The organism is Pseudomonas entomophila (assembly GCF_029193575.1).
Lineage (GTDB): Bacteria > Pseudomonadota > Gammaproteobacteria > Pseudomonadales > Pseudomonadaceae > Aquipseudomonas > Aquipseudomonas entomophila_G.
Map to the genome: position 1 here is coordinate 187,705 of NZ_JARGCS010000033.1, position 19,541 is coordinate 207,245.

Below are 19,541 nucleotides of genomic sequence, written 5' to 3' on the forward strand. Positions count from 1 at the left end.
CTCCTGACCGTGTAGGACATCGCGACTAGCCTGTAGGAGCGGGCTTGCCCCGCGATTGGGCCATAGGCACCACCACGATCGGGAGATTTCCATGTACGGCCGTCGCGATGTCCTGCGCGCTGGCGCCGCCTTGGGCCTGCTGGCCGCCAGCCCCCTGCTGCGCGCCGAAGGCTCCAGCGCCATGCTCACCCGCAAAATCCCTTCTTCTGGCGAAGCCCTGCCTGTGATCGGCGCGGGCACCTCCGGCAGTTTCGAGGTGCAGACCGGCACCCCTCAATACCAGCAGCTCAAGGACGTACTCAAGGCGTTCTTCAAGGGGGGCGGCAAGGTCATCGACACCTCGCCGAACTACGGCGGCGCCGACGGTATTCTCGGTCAGTTGCTGGAGGAGGGCGGTTGGCACCGGCAGTGCTTCCTCGCCACCAAGATCGCCGCCGACAGCCCCGAGGCCGCTCGCCAGCAATGGGCCGAGAGCCTGAAGAGCCTGCGTACCGACAAGGTCGACCTGTTGCAGATCCACAACCTGCGCGACTGGAAGACCCAACTGCCCTACGCCCGCGAACTCAAGCAGCAAGGCAAGACCCGCTACATCGGCATTACCCACTACCTGGCCAGCGGTCATGAAGCGGTGGCGGATATCGTGCGCAACGAGCCGCTGGACTTCATCCAGATCAACTATTCAGTCAACGCCCCCGAGGCCGCCCGCGAACTGTTGCCGCTGTGCCAGGACCGGGACGTGGCGGTGTTGATCAACCGCGCCTTCGACGATGGACGGCTGTTCGCCAAGGTCAAGGATCGACCCTTGCCAGGCTGGGCAGCCGAAGCCGGCATCGGCAGTTGGGCGCAACTGTTTCTCAAGTTCGCCATCAGCCACCCGGCGGTGACCACGGTGATCCCGGCCACGGGCCGCCCCGACCGGCAACTGGACCAGCTCAAGGCCGGCAGTGGGCCGCTGCTGAGCGCGGACCAGCAGCAGGCACTGATCAAGCAGTTCGCCTGAGCGCATGAACGGCTGGCGGCGGCGCCTTGACCAAGGCTTGAACATCCAGCCCGGCGAAGGCCCGGCGGTGGTCACCGGGCTGGCGCTGTTCTACCTGCTGTTCACCGGCTACTTCATGCTGCGCCCGGTGCGCGAGACCATGGGCGTGGCTGGCGGCGTGGACAACCTGCAATGGCTGTTCACCGGTACCTTCCTCGCCACCCTGGCCTGCCTGCCACTGTTCGGTTGGCTGGCCTCGCGGGTGCGACGCCGGCGTATCCTGCCGTGGACCTACGTATTCTTCGTCAGCAACCTGTTGTCGTTTGCTGTGCTCTTTGCCCGCGACCCGGACGACCTCTGGCATGCGCGGGCTTTTTACATCTGGCTGTCGGTGTTCAACCTGCTGGCCATCTCCCTGGCCTGGAGCGTGCTCGCCGACCTGTTCTCCAGCGAGCAAGGCAAGCGCCTGTTCGGCCTGCTGGCCGCCGGCGCAAGCCTGGGGGGCTTGAGCGGGCCGATCCTCGGCACCTTGCTGGTGGCGCCGTTGGGGCATGCCGGGCTGCTGGTGCTGGCCGGGGTGTTCCTGCTCGGCAGCGTGGGCGCGGCGCTCTGCCTGCAACGCTGGCGCGACCGCCACCCGCTGCCGGCAATGAGCGAGCACCCGGCTTCCAAGCCCCTGGGCGGCAACCCGTTCTCCGGCGCCAGTGCGGTGCTGCGCTCGCCGTACCTGCTGGGCATCGCGCTGTTCGTGGTGTTGCTGGCCAGCGTCAGCACCTTCCTGTACTTCGAGCAGGCGCGCATCGTCAGTGAAACCTTCACCGACCGTACCCGGCAAACCCAGGTGTTCGGCCTGATCGACACGGTGGTGCAGGCGCTGGCGATCCTCACCCAGGTCTTTCTCACCGGCCGCCTGGCCCGGCGCCTGGGCGTCGGCGTGTTGTTGGTGGCAGTGCCGCTGGTGATGGCCGCAGGCTTCGTCTGGCTGGCACTGGCGCCGGTGTTCGCGGTGTTCGTAGTGGTGATGGTGGTGCGCCGCGCAGGCGAGTACGCGCTGGTGCGCCCGGGGCGGGAGATGCTGTTCACCGTGCTGCCGGCCGAGGACAAGTACAAGGCCAAGAACTTCATCGACACCGTGGTCTACCGGGGCGGCGATGCCCTGAGCGGCTGGGTCAAGCGTGGCCTGGACCTGTTGGGCGAGTATCCGCAGTTGGCGATGCTGATCGGTGCCGCCATCGCGCTGTGCTGGGGCCTGACCGGGGCGTGGCTGGGGCGCCGCCAGCGGCGCCTGGAACCGCCGGCCTGAGCCACGAACACCCGCCGCGCCAAATATCCCTCGCCTGCGTCTTTAGCGCCGTCGATCCGGAAAGCGCCCTGCTCGAGCGAATCCCCCCGCAGCGCCGCACTCCCACCTTATGTACGGCTTGAGCCGTGCACCCTGAAGCCATAAAGGTGAAAGATCATGGAGAACAAACAAGGCAATAAATCCGGTAGCCAGGGAGGTCAGAAGAACCCTGGGAACTTCGCCAACGACCGGCAGAAAGCCTCCGAAGCAGGCCGCAAGGGCGGCCAGCAGTCGGGCACCGAACGGACCACGGAGTCGGGCCGCAAGGGCGGTCGTTCGTAAGTGATGCAACGCCGTGCCGGGTGACCGGCACGGCGGTCAAACGATGAGGGCTCGATATGCGCAGGCTTTCCGTGATCTGCCTATTGGGCAGCCTGGCACTGCTCGGTGGCTGTTTCGATCGTGACACCGACCATCCCGCCAAGGATGCCGACCCCAGCAAACCTTCGCTGCAAATGCAGCAGCCCGGCACCGCTAACCCTCCCGCCGCACCTGAACCCAAGAACCCTTGAGCGCGCAAGGAGTGAGGCATGACGTTAGAGATCACCTCGGTGCCCGCTGTGCTGCCTACCCTGAACATCGCGGGCAGCCTCGAGCAGCGCTATCGGGCGCTACTGGAAAACCAGGCCACCGACAGCCTTGCCTGGCTCGGCGAGCAACTGCAACGCGCCGACCGCCTGCCCGACGACCTGCCGGCCAGCCCTGAGCGGCTAGACAGCTGGAGCGCGGGGCACGTCGAGCAGGTTGCAGGGCAATACGCCCAGTACCTGCGAGAGCGCCGGCAAGGCGCTGCGCGACGCTATTTCGCCAACCGCTCGCAGGCGCTGTACTTCCTGCAGCAGGTCGCGCCGACCAAGGCCGTGGATGGGGCCTGGCTGCACGGTACGCTGCGGCACTGGCAGGACCCGCGCTACCACGGCCTGATCCGCACCTATCTCGAAGAACTGGGCGAAGGCGATCCGCGCTGCAACCACGTGCTGATCTACCAGCGCCTGCTCAGCCGTGTCGGCTGTCTCGACCTTATGCCGCTTGCCGACGAGCGCTACCTGCAAGGCTGTCTGCAGCTGGCCCTGGGGCGGCATGTCGACACCGTTCTGCCAGAGGTGATCGGCTACAACCTGGGTTATGAACAACCGCCGCTGCACCTGCTGATCACGACCTTCGAGCTGGCCGAATTGGGCATCGACGGGCATTATTTCCAGCTGCACGTGACCATCGACAACGCCGCCAGCGGCCATGCCCGCCGTTCGCGCGAAGCGTTGCGGCAGTTGTGGCCCCGGCAAGCTGGCGAGGCGTTCTACGCGCGCGTGCGGCGGGGCTATCGCCTCAACGACCTGGGGCCGGCCGCGCCGGCGCTTGCCGCCAGCTTCGACCTGCACCGGGAGTTGTGCTCGGCGTTGGAGCGCAAGCGGCCATTCGGCCGCTTCATGCACTCGGATCGCTGCCGGTTGCAGGGGCGCACGGTCAACCAGTGGTTGTCCGCCCCCGGGCCGATGGACGCCTTTCTCCAAGCGCTGCAAACCCAGGGCTGGGTATGCCGCAACCAGGCCCCGGCCCGCAGCCGTTTCTGGGCGTTGATCGACGGCCCGAGCGCGCCGATGTTCGGTGTCTTCACGGCCTACGAGAAGCAGCTCTGGCACGACTGGATCGCCGCCGAATGGCAAGGTCCGGCGCCCAGCCGAGTGCTTCCCGGCTCCTGGGAGGCCGGCCTGGCGTTGGACCTGCCCGCGTCGGTCGATGACGCCTGTACCGACATCGCCGGGCTGATCGACCCGATGGCAGGCAACCGTCATGCCTCCCCGCAGGGCCTGTGGGCCACCCGGGCCTATCTGCGCGCCACCGGCCTCAGCCAAGGAGATTGCCACTGATGTTGCCGAACCCCGACCAGAACCACGCGGACGAGGCCCTGCTGCAACTGGGCAGGCGCCTGCGCGCCGATGGCTACCGCTTCACCTGCGTCACCCCCGCCACGCATGCGCGCAACAACGCGCGCGCCGGCACCGAACGCGCGCATACCCTGCGCGATGTGTTCGGCTGGAGCCGCCCATTCGCCCCGTCGTTGCTGTCGGCCGACGAGCTTGGGCAACTGCGGGCCGCTGGCGTGCTGCGCGACGAGGGCGACTTGCTGCGTAGCACGGTGCGCTGGTCCAACCTCGATGACCTGCTGCTGGTGCATTCGGCCTATCCCACCGAGGCTGGCGATGCGGTGTTCTTCGGCCCGGACAGCTACCGCTTCGCCCAGGTCATCCACGACCACCTGCAACGCTGCCCGAGCCCTGTGCAGCACGCAGTGGACGTCGGTTGCGGCACGGGCGTGGGCGCATTGCTGATCGCCCGTGCCGCCCAGCACGCACAGGTCACTGCCGTGGACATCAACCCGCTGGCGCTGCACTACACCGGCATCAACGCCGCCCTGGCCGGGGTCGCCAACCTGTCGGTGGAGACCAGCGACATTCTCGACGGCATCAGCGGCCGCTTCGACCTGATCGTGGCCAACCCGCCCTACATGCTCGATCAGCAGCAACGGCAGTACCGCCACGGCGGGGGCGCGCTGGGGGCGCGACTGTCGCTGCGCATCCTCGAGCAAGGCTGTGAGCGCCTGGCCCCCGGCGGCACCTTGCTGCTGTACACCGGCGTCGCCGTGGTCGAAGGGCGTGACCCGTTGCTGGAAGCCGCGCGCCTGCGCCTGGCCGGGCCGGGCTGGAGCTGGGTGTACCGCGAACTGGACCCGGATGTCTTCGGTGAGCAGTTGCTCGAACCTGGGTACGAACAGGTCGAACGCATCGCCGCCGTGGCGCTCAGCGTCACCCGCCGCGGCTGAGGTCGGCGTGCACCGACCCTGTTCGTTTGGCATCGAGGAGGAATACCTGCTGGTGCGCCTGGACAGCGGGCAGGTGATGGCGGCACCGCCGGCGGCCGTCACCCGGCGCTGCCGCGAGGTGCTGGGCGAGTACTTCGCGGAAGAGATGTTCCGTAGCCAGGTCGAGGTCGCCTCGCCGGTATTCGAGAACGCGCATCAAGCCCGCCAGTTCTTTCTCGACAGCCGTCAGCGCCTGGCTGAGGCCCTCGCCGGAGAGGGGTTGGGGCTGTATTGCGCAGCCAGCCACCCGAATGCGCGATGGCAGCGCCAGCACGGCGGCAACAGCGCGCATCACCGGCAACTGTTCGACGATTACCAGCACGTGGCGCGGCGCAGTCTGTTGTCCGGGTTGCACGTGCATGTCGGCGTCCCGGGCGGCTGCGACCGTATCCAGTTGATCAACCGGGTGCTGTACTGGCTGCCGTTGCTGCTGGTGCTGAGCACGTCTTCGCCGCTGTGGGCGGGGCAGGTCACCGGCTACATGAGCTACCGCCGGGTGATCTGTGGCGAGTGGCCGCACATGGGCCTGCCGGAGCCACTGGCCGATTGGCCGGCCTACGAACGCTACCGGGCACTGTTGCAGCGCACTGGCGCCTTGGCCAGCGATGGCGCGTTCTGGTGGGCCATTCGCCCATCGCAGCGCTTCCCCACGGTGGAGTTGCGCATCTGCGACGCTTGCCCGCGCCTGGACGATGCCCTGGGCATTGCCGGGCTGTTCCGTCACCTGGTGGAGTGCTGCGTCAGTGACCGCCCTGCGTCGGCGCTCCTGAGCCGAGAGCTGCGTTGGGTCATTCAGGAAAACTATTGGCGCGCCCTGCGTCATGGCCGGCATGCCACCTTCATTGGGCTGCACGACCAACAGCCGGTTACCGCCGAGGGGTGGCTGGCGCAGTTGCAAGGGGCCTTTCCGGCCCTGACCATCGATGCCGAGCGTGCGTTCCTGCAGGCCCGGCGCATCCTCGAGGAGGGCACCAGCGCCGATCATCAGTTGGCCTGCCTGGCGCAGGCACAGGGCAGGGGGGTAGGCCGCCAGCGGGCGCTGGCTGAAGTGGTCGCCCAGGTGCTGGCACAGGGGGCGATGCCCACGAGCAGCCCGGCAGATGTCGTTTGAAACCGTCGAGGCCAGGGCCAAGGGTTCGGCGGCGACCATCCGTCGGTAGGGTCAAACGTTCACCGGCGGGCACGCCTCGAAAACTCAACACGTCCTGTCGTCGTTGGAACCGACCTACCTCCGGAGGCCCCATGCCCAGCAAGCCGCGCGACCAGTTCTCCATGCAAAACCCGCTGACCCAATACCCGCACCCGCCATTCCCTGCTCAACACCAGGAAGACCCCGGGCTGGATGCGAACATGCAACCCAAGCCCGACCACGGCGAAGCCACCTACAAGGGGCTCGGCCGTCTCGTCGGGCGCAAGGCGCTGGTGACTGGCGCGGATTCCGGCATCGGCCGGGCCGTGGCCATCGCCCTGGCCCGCGAGGGAGCGGCACTGGCGATCAACTACCTGCCCATCGAACAACCAGACGCCCGCGAGTTGATCAAGTTGCTGGAAGACGAGGGCCACCACGTCGTGCCGATTGCCGGCGACCTCAAGGACCCGCGTTTCTGCAAGGAACTGGTCGAGCAGGCCCACGAGCAGTTGGGTGGGCTGGATATCCTGGTCAACATCGCCGGCAAGCAGGAGGCGCGCAAGGACATCGGCCAGATCAGCCATGCACAGTTCGACCACACCCTCAAGACCAACGTCTACGCGCTGTTCTGGCTGTGCCAGGCGGCGGTGCCGCTGATGCCCGCCGGCGCGACCATCATCAACACCGCGTCGATCCAGTCGTACCAGCCTTCGGCGACGTTGCTCGACTACGCCACCACCAAGGCCGCCATCGTGGCCTTCACCAAGGCCTTGGCCAAGCAGGTGATCGAGCGCGGCATCCGGGTCAACGCGGTGGCGCCGGGGCCGATCTGGACAGTGCTGCAACCCAGCGGCGGCCAGCCGCCAGAGAAGATCCCGGATTTCGGCGGCCACACCCCGATGAAGCGCCCCGGGCAGCCGGCCGAATGCGCGCCGGTGTACGTGCTGCTGGCCAGCCAGGAGTCGAGCTACATCACTGGCGAGGTGTTCGGCGTGACGGGCGGCAACCCGCTGCCATAGGGCAGGCCGGGTAAACCTTCGCCGCACCGCGCAGTCTGCTCCAGTAAGTGCCCCAGAAAAGGGGCCAGGGAGGTGGCTGATGACGTTCTTCTGCCTGTTGCGGGGGTGCCGCTGGCGCAGCACCCTGACCGCTGAACTCGCTGGGTTTCACTGCCAGTGCTGCGAACGCTGCGGGGCGTTGCGCTATCGCCGCCCCGGCGAACCGTTCGACAGGAGCTGAACATGGCCCGGGCAATCTGGAAAGGCGCGATCAGCTTTGGCCTCGTGCACATCCCCGTCTCGCTCAACACGGCCGTGCGCAGCGAGCGTATCGATTTCGACTGGCTCGACAAGCGCAGCATGGAGCCTGTGGGCTACAAGCGGATCAACAAGGTCACCGGCAAGGACATCGACAAGGACGACATCGTCAAGGGCGTGGAATACGAGAAAAGCCGCTACGTGGTCATCAGCGAAGACGAGATCCGCAAGGCGCGGCCCGAGGCGACCCAGACCATCGACATCTTCGCCTTCGTCGAGGCCGGTGAAATCCCTCTGCAGCATTTCGATACCCCGTACTACCTGAGCCCCGACAAGCGCGGTGGCAAGGTGTATGCGCTGCTGCGCGAGGCCCTGGAGAAGACCGGCAAGGTGGCGCTCGCCACGGTGGTGCTGCACACCCGCCAGCACCTGGCCCTGCTGAGGCCGCTGGACGACGCGCTGGTGTTGATCACCCTGCGCTGGCCGGACGAAGTCCGTGGCGTCGACAGCCTGGAGCTGGACAAGAGCGTCACCGAGGCCAAGCTCGACAAGCGCGAACTGGACATGGCCAAGCGGCTGGTGGACGACATGAGCGGGCCCTGGTCGCCCGCCGACTACCACGATGTGTTCCGCCAGACCCTCCTCGACCTGGTCGAAGAGAAGGCCAGCAAGGGCAAGATCAGCGTGGTCGAGAAGGGCGAGGGTGAGGCGGCCAAAGGCGCGGACATCATCGATCTCACCGAGCTGCTCAAGCGCAGCCTGGCGGGCGGGAAAAGCACGGGGCCCAAGAAGAAGCGCGCGCGCAAGGCGTCGTGAGGCCCTCACGCGGGGCAAGCCCGGCCCCACAGGCACACCGCTGCCTCTGGCAACGGCGCCGTGCCTGTGAGCGGGCTTGCCCCGCGATGAGCCTCCTACGGCCTCAATGCGGCGCGCGGACGATGGTCTTGAGCAAGTCCTCGGGGGTGATATGGCCCACCACCTGGCCCACCGCGCTACCCGGCGTGGGCAGGTCGATGATGTGGTCCTTCATCTTGCCGACCACGTGCATCTCGCACGGCTTGCAGTCGAACTTCAACGTCAGCACTTCATCGCCATGCACCAGTTGCATCGGCGCGACCTTGGTGCGCACACCCGTGACGCCCTTGGCCTGCTTGGGGCAGAGGTTGAAGGAGAAGCGCAGGCAGTGCTTGGTGATCATCACCGGCACCTCGCCATGCTCCTCGTGGGCCTCGAACGCCGCATCGATCAGCTTCACCCCGTGACGGTGGTAGAAGTCGCGGGCCTTCTGGTTGTACACATTGGCCAGGAACGACAGGTGCGCCTCGGGGTACACCGGCGGCGGCGTAGTCTCGGCCTTGCGCGCGCCACGCGGGTGGGCCTTGACCCGAGCCTCGGTCAGCGCCTCGATGGCCTCGCGACGCAGGGCCTTGAGCTGCGAGTTGGGGATGAAGTACGCCTGGGGGGCGTCCAGCACGATGGCGTTGGCGTGGTACATCGTGGTGCCCAGCTGGCCGAGCAGGTCGTGCAACTGCTCCAGCGCCTGCTGTGGCTTGTTGGCCGCGCCGAACGGGCCGTCCAGCGCCGCTTGCACACTGACGCCTTCTTCGCTGCTGGCCGTCAGCAGCAGGCGTTGCTCCGTCAGCACGGCGTGCCACTCGATGCCGATGCGCCGCTCCGCCGAGGTGCGCTGCAGCGCTTGCTGCCAGTTGTGATCGAGGTTGCGCGACAACGGGTGGTTGGGGCGCAGCTTGTACAGGCCGGCAGGCATTTCGTTGGGCTCGACGCGGTAGCGGTAGCGCGTCTGGCCGTCTTCCTCGAACTCACCCTTGGGCTCGGCGATGTTGGCGCGGAAACCCACCACTTCGCGCTTGACCAACACGTTGAGGCCGTCGCCATTGGTCAGCGGCACCTCGGTCACGACCTGCAGGTCGCGCTTGCCGACTTTCTCCACGACCCCCACCAGCAAACCGGTGAAGGTCGGCGAATCGAAGGCGCCGATGTCGATCTTGCGCTCGCTGACGAAGTAGTCGGTGCTGCCGCGGTGGAAGGTCTTGTCCGGGTCGGGCAGGAAGAAATGCTCGGTGCGCCCGCTGGAGGCGCGGGCCAGGGCCGGCCGGTCCTCGAGGATGGCGTCGAGCTCCTTGCGGTAGTGGGCGGTGATGTTCTTCACGTAGCCCATGTCCTTGTAGCGGCCCTCGATCTTGAACGAGCGCACGCCGGCATCCACCAGGTCGCGCAGGTTGGCGGTCTGGTTGTTGTCCTTCATCGACAGCAGGTGCTTCTCGAAGGCCACCACGCGGCCCTGGTCATCCTTGAGGGTGTAGGGCAGGCGGCAGGCTTGCGAGCAATCGCCACGGTTGGCGCTGCGCCCGGTCTGCGCGTGGGAGATGTTGCACTGGCCGGAGAACGCCACGCACAGCGCGCCGTGGATGAAGAACTCGATGGCCGCGTCGGTTTCGGCGGCGATGGCGCGGATCTGCTGCAGGTTCAGCTCGCGGGCCAGCACCAGTTGCGAGAAGCCGGCCTGGTCGAGGAACTTGGCCCGCTCCAGGGTGCGGATGTCGGTCTGGGTGCTGGCGTGCAGCTCGATCGGCGGGATGTCCAGCTCCATGACGCCCAGGTCCTGGACGATCAGCGCGTCTACGCCGGCATCGTACAGCTGGTGGATCAGCTGGCGGGCGGGCTCCAGCTCGTTGTCGTGGAGGATGGTGTTGATCGTGGTGAACACCCGCGCGTGGTAGCGCCGGGCGAATTCCACCAGCGCGGCGATATCACTGACCTCGTTGCAGGCGTTGTGGCGGGCGCCGAAGCTCGGGCCACCGATGTAGATGGCGTCGGCACCATGCAGGATCGCCTCGCGGGCGATGGCCACGTCACGGGCAGGGCTGAGCAGTTCCAGGTGGTTCTTTGGAAGGGACATGTCGTTATAGTCGGGCTGGTCACGGTCAAGGTGCGCATTGTAGCGGTGAAATGGCGTGGGGGCATCCTTGGGGTGACGATCCGCGCCGGCCTCATCGCGGGCACAGCGCCGTTCCCAGAAGCAGTGGTGAGCCTGTCGGAGCGGGCTTGCCCCGCGATTTGGCCTGCACAGGCACAGCAAAGACGGTTGCGCGGCCTACAAGGCCGGTATCTGCCCCAGGCATTGCACCAGCCGCGATGCCGCCGGCGACAGGCTGCTCTCGCTGCGCGTGATGACCCCCAGCTCCCGCTCCAGCCCCGGTTCGTCCAGCGGGCGGCCCCAATGCCCTGGCCCGCGCGCGGCTGGCCGGGGAGATCGTCGAACAGCGCCTGGCGCTCGCCCACGCGCTGGCCAACGAGGTAGAGACCCTTTACACCAATGGCCCGGCGGGTGGTGGCGGCGCCACCCGGCAGGTCCGCGAAGTGCTGGCGGTGGCCAGCCTGTACCTGCCGCGCGAACTGGCCGATCCCCGTGTCCACCTGGAGGTGTGCCCATGACCCTGCGCCTGCAACAGCTCGCCCACACCCGCACGGGCGACAAGGGTGACACGTCGAATATTTCGTTGATTGCGTATCGGGCGGAGGACTACCCGCTGTTGGAGCGGCTAGTGACGGCAGAGCGCGTGGCGGCGTGGTTCGCCCACCTGCGTGATGAGGGTGCGGGGCCGGTGCAGCGCTATACGCTACCGCAGCTCAACGCGCTGAATTTCGTGTTGCCGGGGTTGCTGCGCGGCGGGGTGACCCGGTCGTTGGCGCTGGATGCCCATGGCAAGTGCCTGGGGGCGGCGCTGTTGGCCATGGCGCTGGAGGAGGGCTGAAGGGCTGTGCCGGCAAGGCCGACGCCGGCACGGGAAGGCCCGTGCTGGCGTCGCCACGCTTAGCCCAGCACCTCACGCAACCGGTACCACAGCATCCCCAAGGCCAGCAGCGGTGAGCGCAGGGCTTTGCCGCCGGGGAAGGTCAGGTGCGGCACGGCGCTGAACACGTCCAGGCCCTGGCTGTGGCCCACGGCGATGGCCTCGGACAGCAGCTTGGCGGTCCAGTGGGTGACGTTCAGGCCGTGGCCCGAATAGCCCTGGGCGTAGTACACGTTCGGGTACTGGCTCAAGCGGCCAACCTGCGGGAAACGGTTGGCGGTGATGCCGATCATGCCACCCCACTGGAAGTCGATGCGCACATCGCCCAGTTGCGGGAACACCTTGAGCACCTTCGGCCGCATGTAGGCGCCGATGTCCTTCGGGTCGCGCCCGGAATAGTGGCAGGCACCGCCGAACAGCAGGCGGCGGTCGGCGGTGAGGCGGTAATAGTCCAAGCCGACTTTCTGGTCGCACAGCGCCATGTTCTGCGGAATCAACGACCGTGCGACGTGCTCCGGCAACGGCTCGGTGGCCACCACGTAGCTGCCGGCAGGCAGCACCTTGCCGGTCAGGCGCGGTTCCAGCTCGTCCAGGTGCGCATTGCAGCCGAGCACCAGGCTCTTCGCACGGACCTTGCCGCGCGCGCAGTGCAGGGTCACGGTGGCGCCATGTTCGATACGCAGCACCGGGCTCTGCTCGAAGATCCGCACACCGAGCCCGGCGGCGGCGCGGGCCTCGCCCTGCACCAGGTCGAGCGGGTGCAGGTGGCCCGAGCCCATGTCGACCAGGCCGCCGGCATACAGGTCACTGGCCACCACCTCATGAATGCGCCCAGGCTGCACCAGGCGCGTCTCATGGCGGTAGCCCAGGCTCGCCAGGTCCTCTTGCTCATCCTGGAAAGCGGCGAACTGCGCGGGCGTGTTGGCCAGTTCGCAGAAACCCCAGCGCAGGTCGCACTGGATGCCATAGCGCTCGATGCGCTGGGCCACCAGGGCGACCGAATCCAGCCCGGCCTGCTTGAGGTAGCGCACGCCGTCCTGGCCGACGTAGCGGGCAAAGCCCGAGACGTCGTGGCCGATGCCGCGAATCAGTTGGCCGCCGTTGCGCCCACTGGCGCCCCAGCCGATGCGTCGGCCCTCCAGCAGGATCACCGAGAGGCCGCGCTCGGCCAGTTCCAGGGCGGTGTTGACCCCGGTCAGGCCACCGCCGACCACGCACACGTCGGCGTTCAGTTCGCCGTCCAGCGTGGGGTAGGGGGCCGCGTCGCGCGCCGTGGCGGCGTAATAGGACGCGGTGTGTTGGGAAGTAGAAAGCATGGCTCAGGCTCGGTTCAGCGGTTGGACTTGATCTTGCTCCAGGAGCGGGTCATGACGCGCATGATCGCCGGGCTCGGGGTGCTGGAAATGTAGAGCTTGTCCAGCACTTCCTGGGGCGGGTAGATCTCGGGGTTGTCGACCAGCGCCTTGTCCATGTGGGCCTTGGCGTCCAGGTTGGCGTTGGCGTAGCCGACGGTGGCGCTGACCTTGGCGATCACTTGCGGGTCGAGCAGGTAGTTGATGAACGCCAGGGCCTGCTCAGGGTTGTTGGCGTCCTTGGGAATGGCCAGCAGGTCGAACCACAGGTTGCTGCCTTCCTTGGGAATGCTGTAGGCGATCTTCACGCCGTTGTTCGCTTCCACCGCGCGGTTGGCGGCCTGGAACACGTCGCCGGAGTAGCCGAAGGCCACGCAGACGTCGCCGTTGGCCAGGTCCGAGACGTACTTGGAGGAGTGGAAGTAGGTGATGTACGGGCGCAGTTCCATCAAGCGTGCCTCGGCCTTGGCATAGTCCTTGGCATCTTCGCTGCGCGGGTTCATGCCCAGGTAGTTGAGGATCGCCGGGAACAGCTCGTCGGGCGAGTCCATGAACGCTACGCCACATTGCTTGAGTTTTTTCAGGTTCTCCGGCTCGAACAGCACTGCCCAGGAGTCGATCTTGTCGATGCCCAGTGCCGCCTTGACCTTCTCGACGTTGTAGCCGATGCCGTTGGTGCCCCACAGGTAGGGCACGGCGTACTGGTTGCCCGGGTCGTTCTGCTCCAGCTGCTTGAGCAGTTTCGGGTCCAGGTGCTGCCAGTTCGGCAGCTTGCTGCGGTCGAGCGGCAGGAACGCGCCGGCCTTGGCCTGGCGCGCGAGGAAATGGTTCGAAGGCACCACCACGTCATAGCCGGTGCGCCCGGCCAGCAGCTTGCCTTCGAGGGTTTCGTTGGAGTCGAACACGTCGTACACCACCTTGATCCCGGTGCTGGCCTGGAAGTCGGCCAGGGTGGTGTCGCCAATGTAGTCGGTCCAGTTGTACACGCTGACCGTCGGCTGGGCCTGCGCGGCGGCGCCGAACAGCAGGGCGAATGCCGCGGGGATCAGGGGTTGCAAATGACGCATGTCGACACCTCGTTGGAATTTTTCTGGTTGTGCAATGACGGTGTTGGCGGTGGCCTCATCGCGGGGCAAGCCCGTTCCTCTGTGGGGGCGGGCTTGCCCCGCGATGAGACCGGCGAATCAGACGCTCAGCAGCAGGAACTCACGCTCCCACGAACTGATCACCCGCTTGAAGTTCTCGTGCTCGGCGCGCTTGACCGCGACGTAGCCCTGGACGAACTGGCGGCCCAGGTACTGCTCCAGCGTCGCGCAGTCCTCCATGTGCTGCAGCGCGTCCTCGATGGTGATCGGCAGGCGCAGGTTGCGTCGCTCGTAGGCGCGGCCCTGCACCGGGGCGCTGGGTTGAACCTTCTCGACCATGCCCAGGTAGCCGCACAACAGGCTCGCGGCGATCGCCAGGTAAGGGTTGGCGTCGGCGCCCGGCAGGCGGTTCTCCACCCGCATCGCCTCGGGGCTGGAGGTCGGCACGCGCAGGCCCACGGTGCGGTTTTCCTCGCCCCACTCGACGTTCACCGGTGCCGAGGTGTCGGGCAGGAAGCGGCGGAACGAGTTGACGTTCGGGGCGAACATCGGCAGCACCTTGGGAATGTACTTCTGCAGGCCGCCGATATGGTGCAGGAACAGCTCGCTCATGCTGCCGTCGTCATTGGCGAACACCGGCTTGCCGGTGGCGATGTCGACCACGCTCTGGTGCAGGTGCATGGCGCTGCCCGGCTCGTCGGTGATCGGCTTGGCCATGAAGGTGGCGGTGACGTTGTGCTTGAGCGCCGCCTCGCGCATGGTGCGCTTGAACACCACGATCTGGTCGGCCAGGTCCAGCGCGTCGCCGTGGCGGAAGTTGATCTCCATTTGCGCCGGGCCGTCTTCGTGGATCAGCGTGTCCAGGTCCAGGCCCTGGATCTCGCACCAGTCGTAGACGTCTTCGAACAGCGGGTCGAATTCGTTGGCGGCCTCGATGGAGAACGACTGGCGTCCGCTCTCGGCACGGCCCGAACGGCCCAGTGGCGCTTGCAGGGGGAAGTCCGGGTCTTCGCAGCGCTTGGTCAGGTAGAACTCCATCTCGGGCGCGACGATCGGCTGCCAGCCTTTGTCGGCGTAGAGCTTGAGCACTTTCTTCAGCACGTTGCGCGGCGACAGCTCGATGGGGTTGCCGTGCTTGTCGAAGGTGTCGTGGATGACGATGGCGGTCGGTTCGATCGCCCAGGGCACCTGATACACCGCTGCCGGATCGGGGCGGCAGACCATGTCGATGTCGGCCGGGTCGAGCAGGCCGTAGTAGATGTCGTCGTCGACGAAGTCGCCGGTGACCGTCTGCAGCAGCACGCTCTCGGGCAGGCGCATGCCACGCTCGTTGAGGAACTTGGCGGTCGGGGCGATCTTGCCGCGGGCAATGCCGGTCAGGTCGCTGACCACGCATTCGACTTCGGTGATCCGGTGTTCTTTCAGCCAGGTGGACAGCTGATCGAAGGGGGCGTTCATACAGACCTCTTGGTTGGGTTTTGTCGGCGCTCGTTCCAGGGGAGCTTCCCCTGAAGCGCGCTGAGGACTATCTTGGTCGCAGCCCCCCGGGGCGATCTATCCGTTTTCTCCGTCGATCAATGCACCAAAAGAGTGCATAAAGGACACCCCGCGTGAACACGCACAATGCCTTGCAGGTCCAGGCCTACACCACCACCGACGTGACCGAGCAGGTTCGCGCCACGCCCGGTTGGCAGCAGCAGTACCGGCAGATGTCCCCCGGGCACTTCAGCGGCCAGCTGCGTTGCCTGGGGCTTGATGGCGTGGAGGTGTACGAGGAGCGCCTGAACACCCGGGTGGAGCAGTTCTTCCGCGCACCGAGCGGGTCGCTGACGTTCTGCTTCGATCGCATCGAGAACAGCCTGTACCTGCTCAATGAGCAGAGCCGCAACATCTGGATCACTCCGGAGAACTACGAGGAAGTGGCGGTGGTGTTCGACCAGCCGTTCCTGCAACGCCATGGGTTGGACCTGGAGCGTTTGCAGGGGTTGTTCATGGTGCCGTTGGGCAGTGGGCAGAACGCGCTGTTCGGCAGTTGGCTGAGCGCCACGCTGACGCGCCTGACCCAGGCCGATTGCCCGTTGCAGGGCCAGGCGCTGGCCGAGCAGTTGCTCGATGATTGCCTGTTCATCCTCGATAACGCCTGCCAGCGTTTGCAGGGGCAGGCGCTGGGGCGCCGGGGGGAGGAGCGGGCGATCATGCAGCGGGTCAGCGAGTGGGCTGCCGATTGTCCGGAGGAAACGCTGAACCTGGTGGAGCTGGCGCAGGTGGCGGGGGTGTCGTTGCGTCAGTTGCAGGAGGCGTTCAAGGCGTTCACTGGCATGCCGCCGGCGCATTGGTTGCGGTTGCGCAGGCTCAATGGGGCCCGGCGGGATTTGTTGCGGCGGGGGGCGGAGGAGACCGTGGCCGAGGTGGCGATGCGCTGGTCGTTCTGGCACCTGGGGCGGTTTTCCGAGAGTTATCGGCAGTTGTTCAGGGAGTTGCCGAGCGAGACGCTCAGGCGTGGGCGTTAGGGCAGCGCCTTCCCTCTGCAGGAGCGGGCTTACCCCGCGATAGGCGCGGCGCCCGAAGCAAATCATATGGCCTTGTCACCGCTCTTGCGCTTGCTTCAACGAGCGCGCAGCGCCTCGTAAACCATTTGGCTCTTCGTGCGCGGCAGTTCAGGCACATTAGATTGCAACGTCGGAAGGCCGAGTGGAAGGCCATTGCGCATAGCGCCACTCCAGTGTAGCGATGTAGAGACTCAGTGCATTGCATAGGCTATGAAGGAGTAAAAGGATGTACTGGTTAGCCCCGTTCGAGTCTATCTCTGTATTCACGAGGCGAACACGTCATAATGCGCTTGAAAGCATGGCTAAATGCACTGTCGGAGTCATAGCCCAGCTTTTGTGCTATGGACGAAATGGTGGTGTGGTTTGTTTTCAACAATCGCGTGGCTAATTGCATGCGCCAGCGCAAGACGTACTCTAAAGGGGTGACACCAGATTTTTGCTTGAATCGCAAAGCGAAGGTCGAGCGAGAAACACCCGCAATTTTTGCAAGGTTCTCGACCGTCCAAGAACGCGCCGGATCGGCATGAATGGCTTGAATGGTCGCCCCGATACGTGGATCAGATACAGCAAGCAACCAGCTCGGCGCGCTATTCCCTTCTTGGATCAAGTAAATTCGTAGAACCTGCACTAGCATGATGTGGCCGAGATGCTGAACCACAATCGAGTGACCAAGAGACGGATGGGTGAGTTCATGAGCAATACGCTGCAAGGCCCAATTCAGCACGGACGCTTGATCCGAACCACTTTTGATGATGGCGGCAGGAGGCAATCCGTCAAATAAAAGGCGGGCTTCCTCACCGAAGGCAAAACGTCCCCCGATCAGGAAAAACGCGTCGGCTGTCCCACAACTGGCGATGCCATTGACGGCATGGCGATAAATCGCATCCGAGTGGATGGCCGGAAATGCCAAGTCGCTGCGGAGCGAAAACGCCCGCTTATGTGGCAAAAGAAAGCAATCTCCGGCCGACAATCGGATAGGTTTCTCCACGCCTTCCACCACTAGCCAACAAGTCCCTTCAAGGATTGCATTGAACTTGATGCCGTCGGGTGGCGGAAAGTCGACGGCCCAGTCTCTACCAGCCTTCAGACCTGCAAAAAAGGAGCTATGAGTACTTAGGAGGGAGAGGGCTTCGGACAGGGGATCCATAAGATGTATGGGACGATCTCGACAGATAATTGGACTTTGCTGCATTCACAGTCCCAAGTCTAGTCTAGACAATGGTGGTCGTGGGTTCTGCCCCTATTCCATGTCAAATGCACAAGGACACGCCATGACCAGCAAACAATCTCCCATCCACTCGGGTTTCGGAGCGGCAACAACCGCAGCAGAGATACTTGAAGGGTGCGATCTATCCAACACCACCGCCATTGTGACTGGGGGCCATTCCGGCCTGGGCCTGGAGACGACACGGGCACTGACCAATGCTGGCGCGCGCGTTGTTGTCGCAGCACGTGATGTTGAAGCTGCTCGCGCAAAGACTAACGGAATCCCTAATGTGGAAATCGAGCGACTGGATCTTTCCGACCTGACCAGCGTGCATGACTTCGCACACCGTTTCCTGGCAAGCGACCGACACATCGACATTCTGATTGGCAGCGCGGGAATCATGGCTTGCCCGGAAACCCGCGTAGGCGCGGGTTGGGAGGCACAGTTCGCTACCAATCATCTGGGGCACTACGCCCTCGTGAATTTGCTATGGCCTGCGCTCAAGGGGCGTGCAAGGGTGGTAATAGTGTCATCGGCAGGTCATCACCAATCGGGTATCCGCTGGAGCGATGTGCAATTCACGCAGGGCTACGACAAGTGGTTGGCCTATGGGCAGTCGAAGACGGCCAATGCATTGTTTGCTGTCCACCTTGATCGGCTTGGTCAGCACGAGGGTGTCCGTGCTTTCTCCCTTCATCCCGGCAAGATTCTCACACCGCTCCAGCGTCATCTGGCGCAGGACGAAATGATTGCCGCTGGCTGGCTAGACGTTAACGGCCACCTTGCCGACCCGACTTTCAAGACGACGCAGCAGGGCGCGGCCACCCAAATTTGGACCGCAACCGCTCCGCAGTTAAATGGCATGGGAGGTTTGTATTGTGAGGACTGTGAGATCGCATCGCTGGACGCAAGCGAACCACCATCCTTTGTCGGCGTCCGGTCTTATGCCGCCGACCCTGATCAAGCCGAACGTCTTTGGGCGCTATCCGCTCAACTTACCGGGATTGACGCTTTTGAAAGGAAATGAGTGATCGAAATAGAGCGTCCATATCTGCGCTGCTCTTTGTTCGTGGCGAGAAAGCGCTACATCGGCTGCGCATCGCGAAACCGTCCATCGAGTCGCCGCCGCTGTCGCGCACGACGGAAGAACTAGACAAAGACCCTGGGCGGACAGTAGTTCATTCGCATTGGACGAGTTCGGGAAGGTGACTTCGCTGGCCGGTTACCTTTTTCTCTCAGCTTTGCCGCATGCACCGAGCAGATGATGGTCGCCGCCGTCTTCTTCCACTTGAATGTCTTGGCAGCATGCGTTGCACGCTAGAAAAATGAACTAACCGCTCATGAAGCTAGAATTACCGTTGGTAACCGAATCTAGGTCTGGATACGCCTCAAAGGCTTCAAAAAATAAACTACGCGCTCTGTTTCCGTGAAGCCCAACGCCTCATGCAGGGCGTGACCTCCTTGGTTATCCAAGAGCGCATCCGAAGCCAGTTCAGTGCAGCCCATTTCTTCAGCCCACTGCTGGATTCCCGCGACGAGTTGCCGCGCAATACCTTGGCTTCGACTAGCAGGTTGGACGTACAGACCTTCGAGAAAAGCCACGGGCGATGAGCTGGTACCGTTGACATAGTCCACCCGGATCGATGCCTCGGCAAACCCGATCGCATTGCCACGCTCACTAACGAAGGTCAGCACCACATAACGTTCTGGTGCGCTCAGTATGGCTTGATGGTCTTGCTCATTATCCAAGGAGGAATCAGGCCACAAGGCAACACGGAGGGGTAGCCAGCCATCATGGTCGAGCACAGTGCAGCGTTTTATCATTGAGGGAGTACTCGAAAGAATAACTCACGAAAATCATAGGTCATCCTCGGTCAGGTTTGGAAGGTGAGTTAGCTTTTGCATCCGCCCCGCGCGGTCTTCCGGGTCCACACGGAGTGCGGTTTGCTAAATCTGGCGTTTTCGGC

18 protein-coding genes and 1 pseudogene are annotated in these 19,541 nt (G+C 64.8%); 13 read left to right on the forward strand and 6 right to left on the reverse strand.

The window, feature by feature from the left end:
• The first annotated feature begins 91 nt into the window (after positions 1-91).
• The 9 genes from P0Y43_RS16015 to P0Y43_RS16050 all read left to right on the forward strand — a co-directional run bounded on the left by P0Y43_RS16015 (position 92) and on the right by P0Y43_RS16050 (position 8,382).
• Positions 92-1,000 (forward strand): aldo/keto reductase, encoded by a 909-nt coding sequence (locus tag P0Y43_RS16015; RefSeq protein ID WP_275638252.1) that lies wholly within the window; start codon positions 92-94, stop codon positions 998-1,000.
• A 4-nt stretch (positions 1,001-1,004) separates the two neighbouring features.
• Positions 1,005-2,282: an NTP/NDP exchange transporter gene (locus P0Y43_RS16020; RefSeq protein ID WP_275638254.1), complete on the forward strand. Its 1,278-nt coding sequence runs from the start codon at positions 1,005-1,007 to the stop codon at positions 2,280-2,282.
• Between the two features lie 156 nt (positions 2,283-2,438).
• Entirely contained in the window at positions 2,439-2,603 is a 165-nt protein-coding gene (locus tag P0Y43_RS16025; RefSeq protein ID WP_275638256.1) for a general stress protein, read from the forward strand.
• A gap of 248 nt (positions 2,604-2,851) precedes the next feature.
• Positions 2,852-4,189, forward strand: coding sequence for an iron-containing redox enzyme family protein (locus P0Y43_RS16030; RefSeq protein ID WP_275638258.1), 1,338 nt, complete (start codon positions 2,852-2,854; stop codon positions 4,187-4,189).
• Complete coding sequence (locus tag P0Y43_RS16035) at positions 4,189-5,142, forward strand: class I SAM-dependent methyltransferase (protein WP_275638259.1); 954 nt, start codon at positions 4,189-4,191, stop codon at positions 5,140-5,142. The genes P0Y43_RS16030 and P0Y43_RS16035 overlap by 1 nt, the downstream gene beginning before the upstream one ends.
• A gap of 7 nt (positions 5,143-5,149) precedes the next feature.
• Entirely contained in the window at positions 5,150-6,292 is a 1,143-nt protein-coding gene (locus P0Y43_RS16040; protein ID WP_275638260.1) for a carboxylate-amine ligase, read from the forward strand.
• 131 nt (positions 6,293-6,423) lie between these two features.
• Positions 6,424-7,329, forward strand: a complete 906-nt coding sequence (locus P0Y43_RS16045) for an SDR family oxidoreductase (protein ID WP_275638261.1) — start codon at positions 6,424-6,426, stop codon at positions 7,327-7,329.
• A 79-nt stretch (positions 7,330-7,408) separates the two neighbouring features.
• On the forward strand, positions 7,409-7,549 hold the full coding sequence (locus tag P0Y43_RS26945) for a PSPA7_2676 family Cys-rich small protein (RefSeq protein ID WP_345774566.1): 141 nt from the start codon (positions 7,409-7,411) through the stop codon (positions 7,547-7,549).
• A gap of 2 nt (positions 7,550-7,551) precedes the next feature.
• A complete protein-coding gene (locus P0Y43_RS16050) occupies positions 7,552-8,382 on the forward strand; it encodes a Ku protein (protein ID WP_275638262.1) in 831 nt (276 codons plus the stop codon).
• A 103-nt stretch (positions 8,383-8,485) separates the two neighbouring features.
• On the opposite strand, the gene P0Y43_RS16055 is transcribed toward P0Y43_RS16050, so the two are convergent.
• The gene (locus P0Y43_RS16055; protein ID WP_275638263.1) at positions 8,486-10,486 is read right to left on the reverse strand and encodes a peptidase U32 family protein; all 2,001 of its coding nucleotides are present in this window, start codon (positions 10,484-10,486) and stop codon (positions 8,486-8,488) included.
• A gap of 311 nt (positions 10,487-10,797) precedes the next feature.
• Between P0Y43_RS16055 and P0Y43_RS16060 the strand changes: the two are divergent.
• Together P0Y43_RS16060 and P0Y43_RS16065 are read left to right on the forward strand one after the other, a co-directional pair.
• Positions 10,798-11,022: pseudogene (locus tag P0Y43_RS16060) on the forward strand (acyclic terpene utilization AtuA family protein); the annotation flags it as partial.
• Between the two features lie 2 nt (positions 11,023-11,024).
• Positions 11,025-11,342, forward strand: coding sequence for an AtuA-related protein (locus tag P0Y43_RS16065; protein WP_275638272.1), 318 nt, complete (start codon positions 11,025-11,027; stop codon positions 11,340-11,342).
• Positions 11,343-11,401: 59 nt separating this feature from the next.
• Here the strand turns inward: P0Y43_RS16065 and P0Y43_RS16070 are convergent, their stop codons facing one another.
• From P0Y43_RS16070 to P0Y43_RS16080, 3 genes are all read right to left on the reverse strand, one after another.
• The gene (locus tag P0Y43_RS16070) at positions 11,402-12,697 is read right to left on the reverse strand and encodes an NAD(P)/FAD-dependent oxidoreductase (RefSeq protein WP_275638264.1); all 1,296 of its coding nucleotides are present in this window, start codon (positions 12,695-12,697) and stop codon (positions 11,402-11,404) included.
• 14 nt (positions 12,698-12,711) lie between these two features.
• Positions 12,712-13,800 (reverse strand): polyamine ABC transporter substrate-binding protein, encoded by a 1,089-nt coding sequence (locus P0Y43_RS16075; protein ID WP_275638265.1) that lies wholly within the window; start codon positions 13,798-13,800, stop codon positions 12,712-12,714.
• A gap of 117 nt (positions 13,801-13,917) precedes the next feature.
• Positions 13,918-15,276, reverse strand: a complete 1,359-nt coding sequence (locus tag P0Y43_RS16080) for a glutamine synthetase family protein (RefSeq protein ID WP_275638266.1) — start codon at positions 15,274-15,276, stop codon at positions 13,918-13,920.
• Positions 15,277-15,428: 152 nt separating this feature from the next.
• Here P0Y43_RS16080 and P0Y43_RS16085 point away from each other — a divergent pair, with 152 nt between their 5' ends.
• Positions 15,429-16,328 carry a helix-turn-helix domain-containing protein gene (locus P0Y43_RS16085; RefSeq protein WP_275638267.1) on the forward strand — a complete coding sequence of 300 codons (900 nt, stop codon included), beginning with the start codon at positions 15,429-15,431 and terminating at the stop codon, positions 16,326-16,328.
• A gap of 274 nt (positions 16,329-16,602) precedes the next feature.
• Here the strand turns inward: P0Y43_RS16085 and P0Y43_RS16090 are convergent, their stop codons facing one another.
• Complete coding sequence (locus P0Y43_RS16090; RefSeq protein ID WP_275638273.1) at positions 16,603-17,514, reverse strand: AraC family transcriptional regulator; 912 nt, start codon at positions 17,512-17,514, stop codon at positions 16,603-16,605.
• 124 nt (positions 17,515-17,638) lie between these two features.
• Here P0Y43_RS16090 and P0Y43_RS16095 point away from each other — a divergent pair, with 124 nt between their 5' ends.
• Positions 17,639-18,601: an SDR family NAD(P)-dependent oxidoreductase gene (locus tag P0Y43_RS16095; protein WP_275638268.1), complete on the forward strand. Its 963-nt coding sequence runs from the start codon at positions 17,639-17,641 to the stop codon at positions 18,599-18,601.
• A gap of 344 nt (positions 18,602-18,945) precedes the next feature.
• On the opposite strand, the gene aac(6') is transcribed toward P0Y43_RS16095, so the two are convergent.
• Entirely contained in the window at positions 18,946-19,398 is a 453-nt protein-coding gene (gene aac(6'), locus P0Y43_RS16100) for an aminoglycoside 6'-N-acetyltransferase (protein WP_275638269.1), read from the reverse strand.
• Positions 19,399-19,541 lie beyond the last annotated feature (143 nt).